The 16,796-nt window shown below is 57.7% G+C and carries 16 protein-coding genes; 11 read left to right on the forward strand and 5 right to left on the reverse strand.

From position 1 onward, the window contains the following. Positions 1-23 precede the first annotated feature (23 nt). The 3 genes from hflX (at position 24) to hflC (ending at position 3,639) form a co-directional block, all read left to right on the forward strand. The gene (gene hflX, locus CE636_RS17280; protein ID WP_004146725.1) at positions 24-1,304 is read left to right on the forward strand and encodes a ribosome rescue GTPase HflX; all 1,281 of its coding nucleotides are present in this window, start codon (positions 24-26) and stop codon (positions 1,302-1,304) included. Between the two features lie 65 nt (positions 1,305-1,369). Continuing rightward, complete coding sequence (gene hflK / locus CE636_RS17285) at positions 1,370-2,632, forward strand: FtsH protease activity modulator HflK (RefSeq protein ID WP_004146726.1); 1,263 nt, start codon at positions 1,370-1,372, stop codon at positions 2,630-2,632. A 2-nt stretch (positions 2,633-2,634) separates the two neighbouring features. Further along, a complete protein-coding gene (gene hflC / locus CE636_RS17290) occupies positions 2,635-3,639 on the forward strand; it encodes a protease modulator HflC (protein ID WP_004192484.1) in 1,005 nt (334 codons plus the stop codon). Positions 3,640-3,722: 83 nt separating this feature from the next. Here the strand turns inward: hflC and CE636_RS17295 are convergent, their stop codons facing one another. Beyond that, complete coding sequence (locus tag CE636_RS17295) at positions 3,723-4,013, reverse strand: hypothetical protein (protein ID WP_017900599.1); 291 nt, start codon at positions 4,011-4,013, stop codon at positions 3,723-3,725. Between the two features lie 223 nt (positions 4,014-4,236). Between CE636_RS17295 and CE636_RS17305 the strand changes: the two genes are divergently transcribed. From CE636_RS17305 to CE636_RS17330, 6 genes are all read left to right on the forward strand, one after another. Beyond that, positions 4,237-4,434 (forward strand): DUF2065 domain-containing protein, encoded by a 198-nt coding sequence (locus tag CE636_RS17305; protein ID WP_002885664.1) that lies wholly within the window; start codon positions 4,237-4,239, stop codon positions 4,432-4,434. 102 nt (positions 4,435-4,536) lie between these two features. Beyond that, entirely contained in the window at positions 4,537-5,835 is a 1,299-nt protein-coding gene (locus CE636_RS17310) for an adenylosuccinate synthase (RefSeq protein ID WP_004206445.1), read from the forward strand. A 150-nt stretch (positions 5,836-5,985) separates the two neighbouring features. After that, a complete protein-coding gene (nsrR, locus tag CE636_RS17315; protein ID WP_002885667.1) occupies positions 5,986-6,411 on the forward strand; it encodes a nitric oxide-sensing transcriptional repressor NsrR in 426 nt (141 codons plus the stop codon). Between the two features lie 36 nt (positions 6,412-6,447). Further along, the gene (gene rnr, locus CE636_RS17320) at positions 6,448-8,886 is read left to right on the forward strand and encodes a ribonuclease R (RefSeq protein WP_017900596.1); all 2,439 of its coding nucleotides are present in this window, start codon (positions 6,448-6,450) and stop codon (positions 8,884-8,886) included. 79 nt (positions 8,887-8,965) lie between these two features. Beyond that, positions 8,966-9,697 carry a 23S rRNA (guanosine(2251)-2'-O)-methyltransferase RlmB gene (gene rlmB, locus CE636_RS17325; protein WP_002885669.1) on the forward strand — a complete coding sequence of 244 codons (732 nt, stop codon included), beginning with the start codon at positions 8,966-8,968 and terminating at the stop codon, positions 9,695-9,697. Between the two features lie 124 nt (positions 9,698-9,821). Continuing rightward, positions 9,822-11,459 carry an isovaleryl-CoA dehydrogenase gene (locus tag CE636_RS17330; protein ID WP_025999272.1) on the forward strand — a complete coding sequence of 546 codons (1,638 nt, stop codon included), beginning with the start codon at positions 9,822-9,824 and terminating at the stop codon, positions 11,457-11,459. Here the strand turns inward: CE636_RS17330 and yjfN are convergent. Then, complete coding sequence (gene yjfN / locus CE636_RS17335; protein ID WP_004206450.1) at positions 11,450-11,725, reverse strand: DUF1471 family protease activator YjfN; 276 nt, start codon at positions 11,723-11,725, stop codon at positions 11,450-11,452. The two genes, CE636_RS17330 and yjfN, sit on opposite strands and share 10 nt — an antisense overlap. A gap of 137 nt (positions 11,726-11,862) precedes the next feature. Continuing rightward, positions 11,863-12,171, reverse strand: a complete 309-nt coding sequence (gene bsmA, locus CE636_RS17340) for a biofilm peroxide resistance protein BsmA (protein ID WP_004206451.1) — start codon at positions 12,169-12,171, stop codon at positions 11,863-11,865. 209 nt (positions 12,172-12,380) lie between these two features. Between bsmA and yjfP the strand changes: the two genes are divergently transcribed. After that, positions 12,381-13,097: an esterase gene (yjfP, locus tag CE636_RS17345; RefSeq protein WP_004206452.1), complete on the forward strand. Its 717-nt coding sequence runs from the start codon at positions 12,381-12,383 to the stop codon at positions 13,095-13,097. Here the strand turns inward: yjfP and ulaR are convergent. Both ulaR and ulaG read right to left on the reverse strand, forming a co-directional pair. Next, positions 13,094-13,849: an HTH-type transcriptional regulator UlaR gene (ulaR, locus tag CE636_RS17350; RefSeq protein WP_004206453.1), complete on the reverse strand. Its 756-nt coding sequence runs from the start codon at positions 13,847-13,849 to the stop codon at positions 13,094-13,096. The genes yjfP and ulaR overlap by 4 nt on opposite strands. 107 nt (positions 13,850-13,956) lie before the next feature. Continuing rightward, complete coding sequence (ulaG, locus tag CE636_RS17355) at positions 13,957-15,021, reverse strand: L-ascorbate 6-phosphate lactonase (RefSeq protein ID WP_004206454.1); 1,065 nt, start codon at positions 15,019-15,021, stop codon at positions 13,957-13,959. A 363-nt stretch (positions 15,022-15,384) separates the two neighbouring features. On the opposite strand from ulaG, the gene ulaA reads away from it, so the two are divergent. Then, the gene (ulaA, locus tag CE636_RS17360; protein ID WP_017900593.1) at positions 15,385-16,785 is read left to right on the forward strand and encodes a PTS ascorbate transporter subunit IIC; all 1,401 of its coding nucleotides are present in this window, start codon (positions 15,385-15,387) and stop codon (positions 16,783-16,785) included. Positions 16,786-16,796: the final 11 nt, after the last annotated feature.

A 16,796-nucleotide genomic window follows, 5' to 3' on the forward strand; every position in this document is an offset into this window, starting at 1 on the left:
GGTATTTTATAAGGGGTTTACGCTTGTTTGACCGTTATGACGCCGGTGAGCAGGCGGTACTGGTACACATCTATTTTTCGCAAGACAAAGATATGGAAGACCTCCAGGAGTTTGAAACTCTGGCCTCTTCCGCCGGTGTCGAAGCAATGCAGGTGATTACCGGTAGCCGTAAAGCACCGCACCCGAAGTATTTTGTTGGTGAAGGTAAGGCAGTCGAAATTGCGGAAGCCGTTAAAGCGACCGGCGCTTCGGTCGTGCTCTTCGATCATGCCCTGAGTCCGGCGCAAGAACGCAACCTGGAACGCCTGTGCGAATGCCGGGTTATCGATCGTACCGGTCTTATTTTAGATATTTTCGCTCAGCGCGCGCGCACCCATGAAGGGAAACTGCAGGTCGAGCTGGCGCAGCTGCGCCATATGGCGACCCGCCTTGTCCGCGGCTGGACCCACCTTGAAAGACAAAAGGGCGGGATCGGTTTGCGTGGCCCGGGTGAAACCCAGCTCGAAACTGACCGTCGTTTATTGCGTAACCGCATCATGCAGATCCTGTCGCGGCTGGAAAAAGTCGAAAAACAGCGTGAGCAGGGGCGGCGGTCGCGCGCGAAAGCCGATATTCCAACCGTGTCGCTGGTGGGCTACACCAACGCCGGAAAATCAACGCTCTTTAACCAGATCACCGCCGCCGAGGTCTATGCCGCGAACCAGCTGTTCGCGACCCTGGACCCGACGCTGCGCCGCATTGACGTCCCTGACGTCGGCGAAACGGTGCTGGCCGATACCGTCGGCTTTATTCGCCACCTGCCGCACGATCTGGTGGCCGCGTTTAAAGCGACGTTGCAGGAGACGCGTCAGGCGACGCTGCTGCTGCATGTGATTGACGCTGCGGATGTCCGCGTGCAGGAAAACATTGATGCGGTAAATACGGTTCTCGCTGAAATTGAGGCCGATGAGATCCCGGCGCTGCTGGTGATGAACAAAATCGACATGCTGGACGATTTTGAACCGCGCATCGATCGCGACGATGAAAATAAACCGATTCGGGTCTGGCTTTCCGCTCAGACCGGGGTTGGCGTACCACTGCTTTTTCAGGCGTTAACGGAGCGCCTTTCCGGTGAAGTGGCCCAGCATACGCTGCGCTTACCGCCGAAAGAAGGGCGACTGAGAAGCCGTTTCTATCAGCTTCAGGCGATAGAAAAAGAGTGGATGGAGGATGACGGCAGCGTGAGTCTGCAGGTGCGCATGCCGATCGTTGACTGGCGGCGCCTCTGTAAGCAAGAGCCAACGCTTGTTGACTATGTGGTTTGACCTTGCAGCTTGCCTGAAGATATTGACCCCTGTGGGGATATCAAAAACAAATATGGAGCATATACATGGCGTGGAATCAGCCCGGTAATAACGGACAGGACCGCGACCCGTGGGGGAGCAGCAAACCTGGCGGCAACTCTGAGGGAAATGGCAACAAAGGCGGTCGCGAGCAGGGGCCGCCGGATCTGGATGATATCTTCCGCAAGTTAAGTAAAAAACTTGGCGGGCTCGGCGGCGGCAAGGGCGGACTGGGCGGCGGCAATAGCGCGCAGGGACCTCGCGGACCGATGGGCGGGCGTATTGTCGGCATCGTTGCCGCGGCGGCAGTGATTATCTGGGCGGCCAGCGGTTTCTATACTATTAAAGAAGCCGAACGCGGCGTGGTCACCCGCTTTGGTAAGTTCAGCCATCTGGTTGAGCCGGGCCTGAACTGGAAGCCGACCTTTATCGATAACGTGCAGGCAGTAAACGTGGAGTCGGTACGTGAACTGGCGGCGTCCGGCGTCATGTTGACCTCTGACGAAAACGTGGTGCGCGTTGAGATGAACGTGCAGTACCGCGTCACCGATCCGGAGCGCTATCTGTTTAGCGTCACCAGCGCGGACGACAGCCTGCGTCAGGCCACCGACAGCGCGCTGCGCGGGGTGATCGGTAAATACACTATGGATCGCATTCTGACCGAAGGCCGTACCGTGATCCGTAGCGATACTCAGCGTGAGCTGGAAGAGACGATTCGCCCGTACAACATGGGCATCACTCTGCTGGACGTCAACTTCCAGACGGCACGTCCGCCGGAAGAGGTGAAAGCCGCGTTTGACGATGCCATTGCCGCGCGTGAGAACGAACAGCAGTACATTCGTGAAGCGGAGGCTTACACCAACGAAGTCCAGCCGCGCGCGAATGGTCAGGCGCAGCGTATCCTCGAAGAGGCACGCGCCTATAAGACCCAGACCGTCCTGGAAGCCCAGGGTGAAGTGGCTCGCTTTGCTAAGATCCTGCCGGAATACAAAGCCGCGCCGGAGATTACCCGCGAGCGTCTGTACATCGAAACGATGGAAAAAGTGCTGAGCCACACCCGTAAAGTGCTGGTTAATGACAGCAAAAACGGCAATCTGATGGTTCTGCCGCTGGACCAGATGCTGAAAGGCGCCGCTGCGCCGGCAGCAAAGAGCGATAGCAGTGACGCCAGCGATCTGCTGCGCCTGCCGCCAGCATCCAGCTCAAGCAGCGCCAGCACCTCATCAACCTCGAGCTCAACCGGGGGTAGCATTATGGACCAACGCCGCGCTAACGCGCAGCGTAACGACTACCAGCGTCAGGGGGAATAACGATGCGTAAATCTGTTATCGCGATCATTGTCATCGTGCTGGTAGTGCTCTACATGTCTGTCTTTGTCGTAAAGGAAGGCGAGCGCGGTATCACGCTGCGTTTCGGTAAAGTTCTGCGCGACGACGAAAACAAGCCGCTGGTTTATGCGCCAGGCCTGCACTTCAAGATCCCGTTTATCGAATCGGTGAAGATGCTGGATGCGCGTATTCAGACCATGGATAACCAGGCTGACCGTTTTGTCACCAAAGAGAAGAAAGACCTGATCGTCGACTCCTATATTAAATGGCGCATCAGCGACTTCAGCCGTTACTACCTGGCCACCGGCGGCGGCGACGTCTCCCAGGCAGAGGTGCTGCTGAAGCGTAAATTCTCGGACCGTCTGCGTTCTGAAATCGGCCGTCTGGATGTGAAAGACATCGTCACCGACTCCCGTGGCCGCCTGACGCTGGAAGTGCGTGATGCGCTGAACTCAGGGTCGGCCGGTACGGAAGACGAGGTTAGCACGCCGGCAGCTGACGACGCGATTGCCAAAGCGGCAGAGCGCGTGGAAGCTGAAACCAACGGCAAAGTGCAGGTGATCAACCCGAACAGTATGGCGGCGCTGGGTATTGAAGTCGTCGACGTGCGTATCAAGCAGATCAACCTGCCGGCGGAAGTGTCGGAAGCGATCTACAACCGTATGCGCGCGGAGCGTGAAGCGGTTGCTCGTCGCCACCGTTCACAGGGCCAGGAAGAGGCGGAAAAACTGCGCGCGACCGCGGACTATGAAGTCACCAAGACGCTGGCGGAAGCCGAGCGCCAGGGCCGTATCCTGCGTGGTGAAGGCGATGCGGAATCGGCAAAACTGTTTGCCGACGCGTTCAGCCAGGATCCGGGCTTCTATTCCTTTATTCGTAGCCTGCGCGCCTATGAGAAGAGCTTCCAGAGCAATCAGGATGTCATGGTCCTGAGCCCGGATAGCGATTTCTTCCGCTATATGCGTTCACCGGATTCGGTGCGTAAATAAGTCGAAGATGACAGTAACCTACAGTGGTTAATGCAAAAAGGCGCCTGAGACAGGCGCCTTTTTTTATGCTACGACGGCGTGAATTAGTTGCCGAGCAGCTTGTTTAGCAGGCCACCGATCACCGGCAGGCTCGCCAGCGTACTCTCGATGGTGGCGCCGATAGATGAGCCAACGCTTTCGCCCAGGGTTTTGCCCAGGTCCGGCGCCAGATCGGCCAGATTAATGGTGCCAAGCAGCGGCAGGTTGATGCTCAGGGCATCGGTGCCCATCGTCCATACGGCGGCGCCGACCTTACTACCTAAGGAGGCCAGGCCATCCTGTAACCAGCCTGCGCCGCTCACATTTTCGATTTCAAATGCGGTTAATTCTCTCATGATAATCTTCCTGATTATGTAGACGTACCGGGTTGTAGTACGCGACGGCATAGTTGCAATTTAAAAAATAGACAGCAATACAACTGGTTATGAATTTTGTTTCACCTTTCCGGTTCATAATGAAGAGGAAATACGGGACAATGTGAATTGAGTGAATGCATTCACTATGCTGGCCGATGACGCCTGCGAAGGCGGCGATGATACTTTTCAATTAGGGTTGACGATGAACTCCACCATTTGGCTGGCGCTGGCGCTGGTTTTAGTACTCGAAGGGCTTGGCCCGCTACTTTATCCGCGCGCCTGGCGCAAGATGGTCGCCAGCCTGAGCCAGCTCCCGGATAATTTATTGCGGCGCTTTGGCGGCGGACTTGTGGTTGCTGGGATTGTGATCTACTACATGTTGAGGAAATCGATTGGCTGATCAAAAAGTGGTCGGATTTGCCTTATTTTGGATGCAAAAAGTGCTGTAACTCTGAAAAAGCGATGGTAGAATCCATTTTTAAGCAAACGGTGATTTTGAAAAATGGGTAACAACGTCGTCGTACTGGGCACCCAATGGGGTGACGAAGGTAAAGGGAAGATCGTCGATCTCCTGACAGAACGGGCTAAATATGTTGTGCGCTACCAGGGTGGTCACAACGCCGGCCATACTCTCGTAATCAACGGTGAAAAAACCGTTCTCCATCTTATTCCATCAGGCATTCTGCGTGAAAACGTCACCAGCATCATCGGTAACGGCGTCGTGCTGTCTCCGGCTGCGCTGATGAAAGAGATGAAGGGCCTGGAAGACCGTGGTATCCCGGTTCGCGAGCGTCTGCTGCTCTCTGAAGCCTGCCCGCTTATCCTTGACTATCACGTGGCGCTGGACGTGGCGCGTGAAAAAGCGCGCGGCGCGAAGGCTATCGGCACCACCGGTCGCGGCATCGGCCCGGCTTACGAAGATAAAGTCGCTCGTCGCGGTCTGCGCGTTGGCGATCTGTTCGATAAAGCAACCTTCGCCGATAAACTGAAAGAAGTGATGGAATATCACAACTTCCAGCTGGTGAACTTCTACAAAGCAGAAGCCGTTGACTACCAGAAAGTGCTGGACGATGTGATGGCGATTGCCGACATCCTGACCGGCATGGTGGTGGACGTTTCCGACCTGCTGGATCAGGCGCGTAAACGTGGCGACTTCGTAATGTTCGAAGGCGCACAGGGCACGCTGCTGGATATCGACCACGGCACCTATCCGTACGTAACCTCTTCCAACACCACCGCGGGTGGCGTGGCGACCGGCTCCGGCCTGGGCCCGCGTTACGTAGATTACGTTCTGGGTATCATCAAAGCTTACTCGACTCGCGTCGGCGCGGGTCCGTTCCCGACCGAGCTGTTTGATGAGACCGGCGAGTTCCTCTGCAAGCAGGGTAACGAATTCGGCGCCACCACCGGTCGTCGTCGTCGTACCGGCTGGCTGGACGCCGTCGCGGTTCGTCGCGCGGTGCAGATTAACTCCCTGTCCGGCTTCTGCCTGACTAAACTGGACGTCCTCGACGGCCTGAAAGAAGTGAAAATCTGCGTCGGCTACCGTATGCCGGATGGCCGCGAAGTGACCACCACTCCGCTGGCAGCCGACAACTGGGAAGGTATCGAGCCTATCTACGAAACCATGCCGGGCTGGTCTGAAACCACCTTCGGCGTGAAAGAGCGCAGCGGCCTGCCGCAGGCAGCGCTGAACTACATCCAGCGTATTGAAGAGCTGACCGGCGTACCGGTTGATATCATCTCTACTGGTCCAGACCGTTCCGAGACCATGATTCTGCGCGACCCGTTCGACGCATAATCACTCGCAAGGGGCGCCGTTCAGGCGCCCTTGTTTTTGCTGTTCGCCCGCCCCATTTTAAATAAATTAGCGGCCTGAGCGCTGGCTGGTTTATCATCAATAATAATGATGTCGCTCGACATACCCTGTTTTCTTTTCCCTGAGGTTTATGTGCAGTTAACGAGTTTCACCGATTACGGACTACGGGCGCTGATTTATATGGCGTCGCTGCCGGAAGGACGGATGACCAGTATCTCGGAAGTAACCGAGGTCTATGGCGTCTCCCGTAATCATATGGTTAAAATAATCAATCAGTTAAGTCGCATGGGCTATGTGACTGCCGTGCGGGGGAAGAACGGGGGCATTCGCCTCGGCAAACCAGCTGGACAGATCCGCGTCGGTGACGTGGTACGCGACCTGGAACCCTTATCGCTGGTCAACTGCAGCAGCGAGTTTTGCCACATTACACCAGCCTGTCGTCTGAAACAGGCACTAGCTGAAGCCGCGCAGAGTTTTCTCAAGGAACTGGATAACTATACGCTGGCTGATTTGGTTGAGAAGAATCAACCGCTTTATAAATTATTGCTGGTGGAGTGACGCCACTCTGCCGGAGATGACAACGGAGGAACCGATATGTCACAAGATCCATTCCAGGAACGCGAAGCTGAGAAGTACGCGAACCCAATCCCGAGCCGGGAATTTATCCTCGAACATTTAACCAAACGGGAAAAGCCCGCCAGCCGCGATGAGCTGGCCATCGAGTTAAATATCGAGGGCGAAGAGCAAACCGAAGCGCTGCGCCGCCGCCTGCGCGCGATGGAACGCGACGGTCAGCTGGTCTTCACCCGCCGTCAGTGCTATGCGCTGCCGGAGCGCCTTGATCTCCTCAAAGGAACCGTTATTGGTCACCGTGATGGCTATGGTTTCCTGCGTGTTGAAGGGCGCAAAGACGATCTGTACCTGTCGTCAGAGCAGATGAAAACCTGTATTCATGGCGACCAGGTGCTGGCCCAACCGCTGGGCGCGGACCGCAAGGGCCGCCGCGAAGCGCGCATCGTCCGCGTCCTGGTGCCGAAAACCAGCCAGATTGTTGGCCGCTACTTTACCGACGCTGGCGTCGGTTTCGTCGTCCCGGACGACAGTCGCCTCAGCTTCGATATCCTGATCCCGCCGGAAGAGATTATGGGCGCGCGGATGGGCTACGTGGTGGTGGTCGAGCTGACCCAGCGCCCGACCCGCCGCACCAAAGCCGTGGGGAAAATCGTCGAAGTGCTGGGCGACAACATGGGTACCGGCATGGCTGTCGATATGGCGCTGCGCACCCATGAAATTCCGTACGTTTGGCCGCCGGCGGTGGAAAATCAGGTTTCCGGCCTGAAAGAGCAGGTGCCGGAAGAGGCGAAAGCCGGGCGCGTCGATCTGCGCTCCCTGCCGCTGGTCACCATTGACGGCGAAGATGCCCGCGACTTCGATGACGCGGTGTACTGCGAGAAGAAACGCGGCGGCGGCTGGCGCCTGTGGGTAGCCATTGCCGACGTCAGCTACTACGTGCGTCCAGGGACGCCGCTGGACGCGGAAGCGCGCAGCCGCGGAACCTCGGTCTACTTCCCGTCGCAGGTGGTGCCGATGCTGCCGGAAGTGCTGTCTAACGGTCTGTGCTCGCTGAACCCGCAGGTCGATCGCCTGTGCATGGTATGCGAGATGACGATTTCGTCAAAAGGCCGTCTGACCGGTTATAAATTCTATGAAGCGGTGATGAGTTCACATGCTCGCCTGACCTATACCAAGGTGTGGCATATACTGCAGGGCGACCAGGAGCTGCGCGAGCACTACGCGCCGCTGGTGAAGCATATTGAAGAACTGCATAACCTCTACAAGGTGCTGGATGGCGCCCGCGAAGAGCGCGGCGGTATCTCATTTGAAAGTGAAGAAGCTAAATTCATCTTCAACGCCGAGCGCCGTATCGAGCGTATCGAACAGACCCAGCGGAACGATGCGCACAAGCTGATTGAAGAGTGCATGATCCTGGCGAACATCTCCGCCGCGCGCTTCGTTGAGAAGGCGCAGGAGCCGGCGCTGTTCCGTATTCACGATAAGCCGAGCACCGAGGCGATTACCGCGTTCCGCAGCGTGCTGGCGGAGCTGGGGCTGGAACTGCCTGGCGGCAACAAGCCGGAGCCGCGCGATTACGCCGAACTGCTGACCTCCATCGCCGATCGCCCGGATGCGGAGATGCTTCAGACGATGCTCCTGCGGTCGATGAAGCAGGCGGTCTACGATCCGGAAAACCGCGGCCACTTTGGCCTCGCGCTGCAGTCCTATGCCCACTTCACCTCGCCGATCCGTCGTTACCCGGATCTGTCTCTGCACCGCGCCATCAAATATCTGCTGGCCAAAGAGCAGGGGCATAAAGGCAACAGCACGGAGACCGGCGGCTGGCACTACAGCATGGAAGAGATGCTGCAGCTGGGCGAGCACTGCTCGATGACCGAACGCCGCGCTGATGAAGCGACGCGCGAAGTCTCCGACTGGCTGAGGTGCGACTTCATGCAGGATCAGGTAGGCAACATCTTCTCCGGGGTTATCGCCAGCGTGACCGGCTTTGGCTTCTTCGTCCGTCTCAACGATCTGTTTATCGACGGCCTGGTGCATGTTTCCTCTCTGGATAACGACTACTATCGTTTCGACCAGGTGGGGCAGCGTCTGATCGGCGAGTCCGGCGGGCAGACTTATCGCCTGGGCGACCGCGTGGAAGTCCGTGTGGAAGCGGTCAACATGGACGAGCGTAAAATCGACTTTACCCTAATCTCCAGCGAGCGCGCGCCGCGTAATGTCGGCAAAACCGCCCGTGAGAAAGCGAAAAAGAGCACCTCCGGCAAACCGGGCGGCCGTCGTCGTCAGGTCGGTAAGCAGGTGAACTTCGAGCCAGACAGCGCGTTCCGCAAAGAAAAAGACCAGGCGAAAGCGAAGCCGAAAGGCGAGAAGAAAGCGAAAAAACCGTCGGCGAAAACGCAGAAAATCGCCGCCGCCACCAAAGCCAAGCGCGCGGCAAAGAAGAAGAGCGCCGAGTGATTGACCACCCTTCATTCTGAAGTCTGCTGACGCAGGACGGGGTGAAGGGCGGATAACAGAACCTAAAACGAGTACATCAATGAGTGAAATGATTTACGGCATCCATGCGGTGCAGGCACTGCTGGAGCGCGCACCTGAGCGTTTTCAGGAAGTTTATATTCTGAAAGGCCGTGAGGATAAGCGCCTGCTGCCGCTGATCCACGCTCTGGAAGCGCAGGGCGTGGTGATTCAGCTGGCCAACCGCCAGTTTCTCGATGAGAAGAGCGAAGGCGCGGTACACCAGGGGATCATTGCCCGCGTGAAGCCGGGGCGTCAGTATCAGGAGAACGATCTGCCGGATCTGCTGGCGCAGCTCGATCAGCCGTTCCTGTTGATCCTTGACGGTGTGACCGATCCGCATAACCTCGGCGCCTGCCTGCGCAGCGCCGATGCTGCCGGCGTGCACGCGGTGATTGTGCCAAAAGATCGTTCCGCGCAGCTGAATGCGACGGCGAAGAAAGTGGCCTGCGGCGCGGCGGAGAACGTCCCGCTGATCCGAGTCACCAACCTGGCGCGCACCATGCGTCTGTTGCAGGAGGAGAACGTCTGGATCGTTGGAACCGCAGGTGAAGCCGACCATACGCTGTTCCAGAGCAAAATGACCGGGCCGATGGCGCTGGTGATGGGCGCGGAAGGCGAAGGCATGCGCCGCCTGACCCGCGAGCACTGCGATGAGCTGATCAGCATTCCGATGGCGGGCAGCGTCTCTTCGCTGAACGTCTCGGTGGCCACCGGCATCTGCCTGTTTGAGGCGGTACGCCAGCGCAGCTAAGCTGACCCGCTGACGAAACTAAAAAGCCATCCTTCGGGATGGCTTTTTTGTGACCGCTCTCGCGGGCGAGTATCCCCCCGGATAACCATACTTAGGCTTATCGCCATTGATGGAGGGAGACATGATGCACTGGCAAACCCACACCGTTTTTAATCAACCGACCCCGCTGAATAACAGCAATCTGTTCCTGTCCGATACCGCCCTACGTGAAGCGGTGGTCCGCGAAGGTGCCGGCTGGGATGGCGATCTGCTCGCCAGCATTGGCCAGCAACTGGGGACCGCAGAATCGCTGGAGCTGGGACGCCTGGCCAACAGCAACCCGCCGGAGCTGCTGCGCTATGACGCCACCGGCGCCCGACTGGACGACGTTCGCTTCCACCCCGCCTGGCACCTGCTGATGCAGGGGCTGTGCGCGAACCGGGTGCATAATCTTGCCTGGCAGGAGGATGCCCGTGAAGGCGCGTTTGTCGCGCGCGCCGCTCGCTTTCTGCTTCACGCCCAGGTAGAGGCCGGAACGCTGTGTCCGATTACCATGACTTTCGCCGCGACGCCCCTGCTGCAGCACGCCCTGCCCGCGCCTTTTGGCGACTGGCTGTCGCCGCTGCTGAGCGACCGTTACGATCCCCACCTTGCGCCGGGCGACCAGAAGCGCGGTCTGCTGATTGGCATGGGGATGACCGAGAAGCAAGGGGGCTCCGATGTGCTGAGCAATACCACCCGCGCGGAGAAAACAGCGGAAGGGTTTTACCGGCTGGTGGGACACAAATGGTTTTTCTCGGTGCCGCAGAGCGATGCGCACCTGGTGCTGGCCCAGGCGCCTGCGGGTCTGTCGTGCTTCTTTGTGCCGCGCCTGCTGCCCGACGGGCAGCGCAACGGGGTGCGTCTGGAGCGCTTAAAAGAGAAGCTCGGCAACCGCTCCAACGCCAGTAGCGAAGTGGAGTTTTATGACGCCTGCGGCTGGCTGGTGGGCGACGAGGGCGACGGCGTGCGGCAGATCCTCAGGATGGGCGGTCTCACCCGCTTTGACTGCGCGCTGGGCAGCCATGCCCTGATGCGCCGGGCCTTCTCGGTAGCGCTGTATCATGCGCTACAGCGTCAGGCGTTCGGTAAAAATCTGGTCGATCAGCCGATGATGCGCCAGCTGCTGGGGCAAATGGCGCTCCGTCTTGAAGGACAGACCGCGTTTCTGTTTCGTCTGGCGCGAGCCTGGGACCGTCGGGATGATGCCCGGGAAAGTGCCTGGGCGCGTCTGTTTACGCCTGCGGCCAAGTTTGCCATCTGCAAGGCCGGTATCCCGTTTGTCGCTGAGGCGATGGAAGTCCTGGGAGGGATCGGCTATTGCGAGGAGAGTGAGTTGCCGCGGTTGTATCGCGAGATGCCGGTCAATAGCATCTGGGAAGGCTCCGGCAATATTATGTGCCTCGATGTGATGCGGGTACTGAGCAAGCAGCCGGCGGCGATGGAGCTGCTGGCCGCGGAGTGTGCGGAGGTGAAAGGACAGAACCGCCATCTCGACCGCGCATGGCGTCAGCTGCAGCAATTGCTGAAACGACCCGCCGAAGAGCAGGGCAGAGAGATTGCCCGGCTGGTCTATCGTCTGGGGGCGGGGTCGCAGATGCTGCGTTTCGCTTCGCCGCCGCTGGCCGAAGCCTGGTGCCGGATGATGCTCGACACGCGCGGCGGCATACGTCTTGACGCGCCGACCCTCGACGACCTGCTGCTGCGGGCCATGGGGCGGGGGCGCCAGGCGCCTCAGGCGTAGAGAATGGCCTGCACGCGCCAGCTGTCCGGCTGTTGCTCCTCGTACATCTGAATAATGCGATACCAGGAGGCGCCTTGCTCGTCCGCTTTGCGGGCAATGGCGTGCTCCACATCCTGTTGGCTGCCGGAAAGATTAGCGACGGAGATCAGACCGATTTCATTCAGGCCGGTAACGCAATCCGCGCTGGCGAATTCGGCTGACTGCGCGGACGTGTTGGCCGTCGCAGTGGTTAACAGCAGGCTGGATAGGGTAAAAGATCGTTTCATCGTCAGCTCCATTTCACGTAGTCCCAAGGGCAGTCCGTTGCTAACGTCCTGCCAGGTGGCTGGCCGAACGTTATTATGCACAGGAGAACGTGAATGGACGCAAAGCTGTGTAAAGCAGATTTAAAGACGCCGCCTCGTCATCGACGATAGAGGATCGCCTGCGAATACCACTGGCCGGGTACCATGGTGTCATCGATCATGATGATGACGTAGTAATCGGCTTTGGCCGCTTCTGCTTTGGCCTTCAGCGCCGCTTCGACATCCATCGGCGAACCGTACATCAGTACGCTCACCGTAGCCATTTTCTGCAGGCCAGCCGTCTGGTTGCGCTGGATTTCCTGCGGATGGTCGGTGGCGGGCGGCGGGGCTTCCGGCGTTCCCTGCAAAGCACTACACCCGCTGAGGACGATAGCCAGTAACCACGGAGACAACCTGCGCATAACCATATCTCGTTTCCTGATAGTGATAGTGTAGTGGTAGCCTTAACAGGATTTCCGGGGAATGTTCCCGAACTGTTATCTCTGACGCGATTTTCGAATGAAAATGTTGTGAAAGCGTAACCGGGTTCTCAACATTATGAATCGTAGCAAACTGGGTTGCCTGGTGAATGCATTTTCCCATGCCGCCTAACCACAATAGAGAAGGGAGACGATAAATGATTGCACTAGAAATGCGCAACCTCGGCGGTGGCGAAATTTTGCATGCCTGCCCGCAGGAGAGTCTGGACAAACCACTGCCCTGTATCGTCTTTTATCATGGCTTTACCTCGTCGAAACTGGTTTACAGCTACTTTGCGGTGGCGCTGGCCCAGGCGGGTTTCCGGGTGATTATGCCGGACGCGCCGGAGCATGGCGCGCGCTATCACGGTGATGAGACCGGGCGGATGCAGCGCTTCTGGCCGATCCTGCAGCAGAATTTCAGCGAGTTTCCCGCGCTGCGCGAGGCGATTATCGCCGAAGGCTGGCTGGAAGGAGAGCGACTGGCGGTGGCGGGGGCGTCGATGGGGGGAATGACGGCCCTGGGTATCATGACGCACCATCCCGAGCTGAACAGCGTCGCCTGCCTGATGGGATCAGGCTATTTTCGTTCGCTGTCGCAAACCCTGTTTCCCTCGCCTGGCTTTGATGGCGACAGCCTCAGCGAATGGGATGTCAGCCATCAGCTGGCGTCGCTCGCCCGGCGGCCGCTGTTGCTCTGGCATGGCGATGCCGACGACGTGGTGCCGCCGGAAGAGACCTTCCGTCTTGAGCAAGCGCTCAGGCAGAGCGACCTTGCAGCCAGGCTGACCTGCGTCTGGCAGAAAGGCGTCCGCCATCGCATCACCCCGGAGGCGCTGGCCACGACGGTCGCCTTTTTTCAGCAGCATCTTTAAACGCGGATCACGCTGACGCCCTGGTCCTCAAGCTGCTTGAGGATCGCGGCATCGGCCTGTTTGCCGGTGATCACCACGTCAATTTGCCCGGCCTGGCTGAATAGCATTCCGGCGCGCTCGCCGATCTTGCTGCTGTCGACCAGCACCGCCAGCTTGCCGACCACGCTGAGCATTTTCTGCTCGGCCATGGCGGTCAACATATCTGTTTTGTATAACCCCTCGGCGGTTAACCCTTTGCCGCTGGTGAACATCCAGTGCCCGGCATAGAGGCTGTTTTCACTGCCGTGGGGGCTGAGGGTGATGGCGTGGCTGCGGTTGTACTGCCCGCCCATGATAATCACGCTGTCGTGTTCCTGGTCGATCAGGTAGTTGGCCAGCGGCAGATAGTTAGTGATGATCTGCACCGGTTTGCCGCACAGTTCACGCCCCAGCAGAAAGGCGGTGGAGCCGCAGTTGATGACGATGCTCTCACCCGGCGCGATCAGTTGCGAAGCGGCGCGCGCAATACGCACTTTTTCATCCAGATTCTGCGCCTGGTGGATATTCATCGGCGTCCAGCGGGGGCGCTGCTCGCTAATGGCTTCCGCGCCATTGCGTACCTTTTTCAGTTTGCCGCTTTCATCCAGCTTGTTGATATCACGTCGGGCCGTTGCGGGTGAGATCCCGAGCCGCGACATCACCTGCTCTACGGTAACAAACCCCGTTTGGGCGAGCAGATCCAGCAGAATTTGGTGCCTTTGCGCTTCCGTCATGAGCGAATCCGATTAAAAGTGAACGGCAAAGATGATATTTGAAATCATGTGAAAATACTAACCCTCAGGCGGGGTATTTCCGGCAGGCAGGGCCTGCCGGAGGCGGTTTACAGGAAGGATTTGAACGGCAGATCCGGCTCGATGGTGAAGCAGTCGTCGAAGCCGCGCGGGTAGTGATATTCGAAATTGTCTTTATCCAGCGGCCAGGTAAATTTGCCGCCGACCTGCCAGATAAACGGCTTGAAGCCGTACTTCAGACGATCTTTTTTCATCTCCCACAGGATGCGGATCTCCTGCGGATCGGCCTGAAAGTTCGACCAGATATCATGGTGGAACGGGATCACCACCTTCGCGTTGAGCGACTCTGCCATGCGCAGGATATCGGCGCTGGTCATTTTGTCGGTGATCCCCCGCGGGTTCTCGCCATACGAGCCGAGGGCGACGTCAATCTGATGCTCGTTGCCATGCTTCGCGTAATAGTTGGAGTAGTGGGAATCGCCGCTGTGGTACAGGTTGCCGCCCGGTGTTTTAAACAGATAGTTGACCGCGCGCTGGTCCATCCCGTCCGGCAGCACGCCGGCGGCTTTTTGATCCGCCGGGAGGGTGATCAGCGCGGTACGGTCGAACGCGTCGAGCGCGTGGATCTCAATGTCCTTAATCTTCACGACATCGCCGGGCTTCATGACGATACAGCGCGCTTTCGGCACGCCCCAGCCGATCCACATATCGACGCAGGTTTTCGGGCCGATAAACGGCACATCGGCCGGGCAGTTCTGCATGACGGCGGCGGCGACGTTGACGTCAATATGATCGTTATGATCATGGGTCGCCAGTACGGCGTCAATCTGGCGAATGGCGAACGGATCGAGCACGAACGGCGTGGTGCGCAGGTTCGGCTGCAGTTTCTTCACCCCTGCCATCCGCTGCATCTGATGGCCGGTTTTCATCAATGGATTGCCGTGGCTCTGCTTGCCGGTGCCGCACCAGAAATCGACGCAGACGTTGGCGCCGCCTTCGGATTTCAACCAGATGCCGGTACAGCCCAGCCACCACATGGCGAAGGTGCCGGGCGCAACCTGCTCCTGCTCAATCTCTTCATTCAGCCAGCTACCCCATTCCGGAAAGGTGTTCAGGATCCATGATTCACGGGTGATGGTCTGTACTTTACTCATCGCGGTCTTCCTCGTGTATTTTCAAAAGTAATCATTATTTGATTGGTTTTGATTTATGTTGTCACTGTGCTTCCAAGATTGCAATCATGTTTTCCATCCCTTTTGCGATCTGATACGTATGATCTCCCGTCTTTTTCACAGCTTACGTGCCTTGGTTTTTGTTTTATCTATATGATTTAAAATGTTTATTTATGTTTAATTATAAATGAATGGAAATAACCTGAGTGAAGGAAAGGATTATTGCGGTGTGCGTCACATTTAATCAAATTTAATCTTGTTGTGATTACTTTTGATTATTAGAGTGAGCAGCGAGAAATGCTGAGCGTAAGGCGCGTTCAGCGCCTTCACCATCGGGAGTGTGTTATGGCAATCCTCTACAACATCTTTACCGTTTTCTTTAATCAGGTGATGACTAATGCCCCGCTGCTGCTGGGTATTGTGACCTGCCTGGGCTATATCCTGCTGCGTAAAAGCGTCAGCGTGATTATCAAAGGCACCATCAAAACCATTATCGGTTTCATGCTGTTACAAGCCGGCTCCGGTATCCTCACCAGTACCTTTAAACCGGTGGTGGCGAAAATGTCAGAGGTGTACGGCATTAACGGCGCCATCTCTGACACCTATGCCTCGATGATGGCGACCATCGACCGGATGGGCGAGGCGTATAGCTGGGTGGGCTACGCGGTGCTGCTGGCGCTGGCGCTGAATATCTGTTACGTCCTGCTGCGCCGGATTACCGGCATCCGCACCATCATGCTGACGGGCCATATCATGTTTCAGCAGGCGGGGCTGATCGCGGTCTCGTTCTTTATTTTCGGCTACTCCATGTGGACCACCATCATCTGCACCGCGGTGTTGGTGTCACTCTACTGGGGCATTACCTCCAATATGATGTACAAGCCTACTCAGCTGGTCACCGACGGCTGCGGTTTTTCTATCGGGCACCAGCAGCAGTTCGCCTCGTGGATTGCCTACAAAGTGGCGCCCTGGCTGGGGAAAAAAGAGGAAAGCGTCGAAGACCTCAAGCTGCCCGGCTGGCTGAACATCTTCCACGACAACATTGTTTCCACCGCGATTGTGATGACTATCTTCTTCGGTGCGATCCTGCTCTCTTTCGGCATTGACGTGGTGCAGGCGATGGCGGGTAAAACCCACTGGACGGTCTATATCCTGCAGACCGGTTTCTCCTTCGCGGTGGCGATTTTCATCATCACTCAGGGCGTGCGGATGTTCGTCGCCGAGCTGTCCGAAGCCTTCAACGGTATCTCGCTGCGTCTGATCCCCGGGGCGGTGCTGGCGATCGACTGCGCCGCTATCTATAGCTTCGCGCCGAATGCGGTGGTCTGGGGCTTTATGTGGGGCACCATCGGTCAGCTGATTGCCGTCGGCATTCTGGTCGGCGTCGGCTCCCCGATTCTGATTATTCCAGGTTTTATCCCTATGTTCTTCTCCAACGCGACGATTGGCGTTTTTGCCAACCACTTTGGCGGCTGGCGCGCGGCGCTCAAAATCTGCCTGGTGATGGGCATGATTGAAATATTCGGTTGCGTATGGGCGGTGAAACTCACCGGCATGAGCGCCTGGATGGGGATGGCGGACTGGTCGATTCTGGCGCCGCCGATGATGCAGGGCTTCGCCTCCGTCGGGCTGGCGTTTATGGCCGTCATCATCCTGATTGCACTGGCTTATATGTTCTTCGCCGGCCGCGCGCTGCGCGCCGAGGAGGACGCGGAAAAAAAACTGGCAGAGGCCTCTGCCCAATAAGGAGTTCTGAT

The organism is Klebsiella sp. LY (assembly GCF_004010915.1).
GTDB classification, from domain to species: domain Bacteria; phylum Pseudomonadota; class Gammaproteobacteria; order Enterobacterales; family Enterobacteriaceae; genus Klebsiella; species Klebsiella quasipneumoniae.

Excerpts from the sequence above, each read along its gene's own strand:
- hflK (WP_004146726.1), top strand. The coding sequence starts at position 1,370 with ATGGCGTGGAATCAGCCCGGTAATAACGGACAGGACCGCGACCCGTGG.
- hflC (WP_004192484.1), top strand. The coding sequence starts at position 2,635 with ATGCGTAAATCTGTTATCGCGATCATTGTCATCGTGCTGGTAGTGCTC.
- CE636_RS17295 (WP_017900599.1), bottom strand. The coding sequence starts at position 4,013 with ATGAGAGAATTAACCGCATTTGAAATCGAAAATGTGAGCGGCGCAGGC.
- CE636_RS17305 (WP_002885664.1), top strand. The coding sequence starts at position 4,237 with ATGAACTCCACCATTTGGCTGGCGCTGGCGCTGGTTTTAGTACTCGAA.
- CE636_RS17310 (WP_004206445.1), top strand. The coding sequence starts at position 4,537 with ATGGGTAACAACGTCGTCGTACTGGGCACCCAATGGGGTGACGAAGGT.
- rnr (WP_017900596.1), top strand. The coding sequence starts at position 6,448 with ATGTCACAAGATCCATTCCAGGAACGCGAAGCTGAGAAGTACGCGAAC.
- rlmB (WP_002885669.1), top strand. The coding sequence starts at position 8,966 with ATGAGTGAAATGATTTACGGCATCCATGCGGTGCAGGCACTGCTGGAG.
- CE636_RS17330 (WP_025999272.1), top strand. The coding sequence starts at position 9,822 with ATGCACTGGCAAACCCACACCGTTTTTAATCAACCGACCCCGCTGAAT.
- yjfN (WP_004206450.1), bottom strand. The coding sequence starts at position 11,725 with ATGAAACGATCTTTTACCCTATCCAGCCTGCTGTTAACCACTGCGACG.
- bsmA (WP_004206451.1), bottom strand. The coding sequence starts at position 12,171 with ATGGTTATGCGCAGGTTGTCTCCGTGGTTACTGGCTATCGTCCTCAGC.
- yjfP (WP_004206452.1), top strand. The coding sequence starts at position 12,381 with ATGATTGCACTAGAAATGCGCAACCTCGGCGGTGGCGAAATTTTGCAT.
- ulaR (WP_004206453.1), bottom strand. The coding sequence starts at position 13,849 with ATGACGGAAGCGCAAAGGCACCAAATTCTGCTGGATCTGCTCGCCCAA.
- ulaG (WP_004206454.1), bottom strand. The coding sequence starts at position 15,021 with ATGAGTAAAGTACAGACCATCACCCGTGAATCATGGATCCTGAACACC.
- ulaA (WP_017900593.1), top strand. The coding sequence starts at position 15,385 with ATGGCAATCCTCTACAACATCTTTACCGTTTTCTTTAATCAGGTGATG.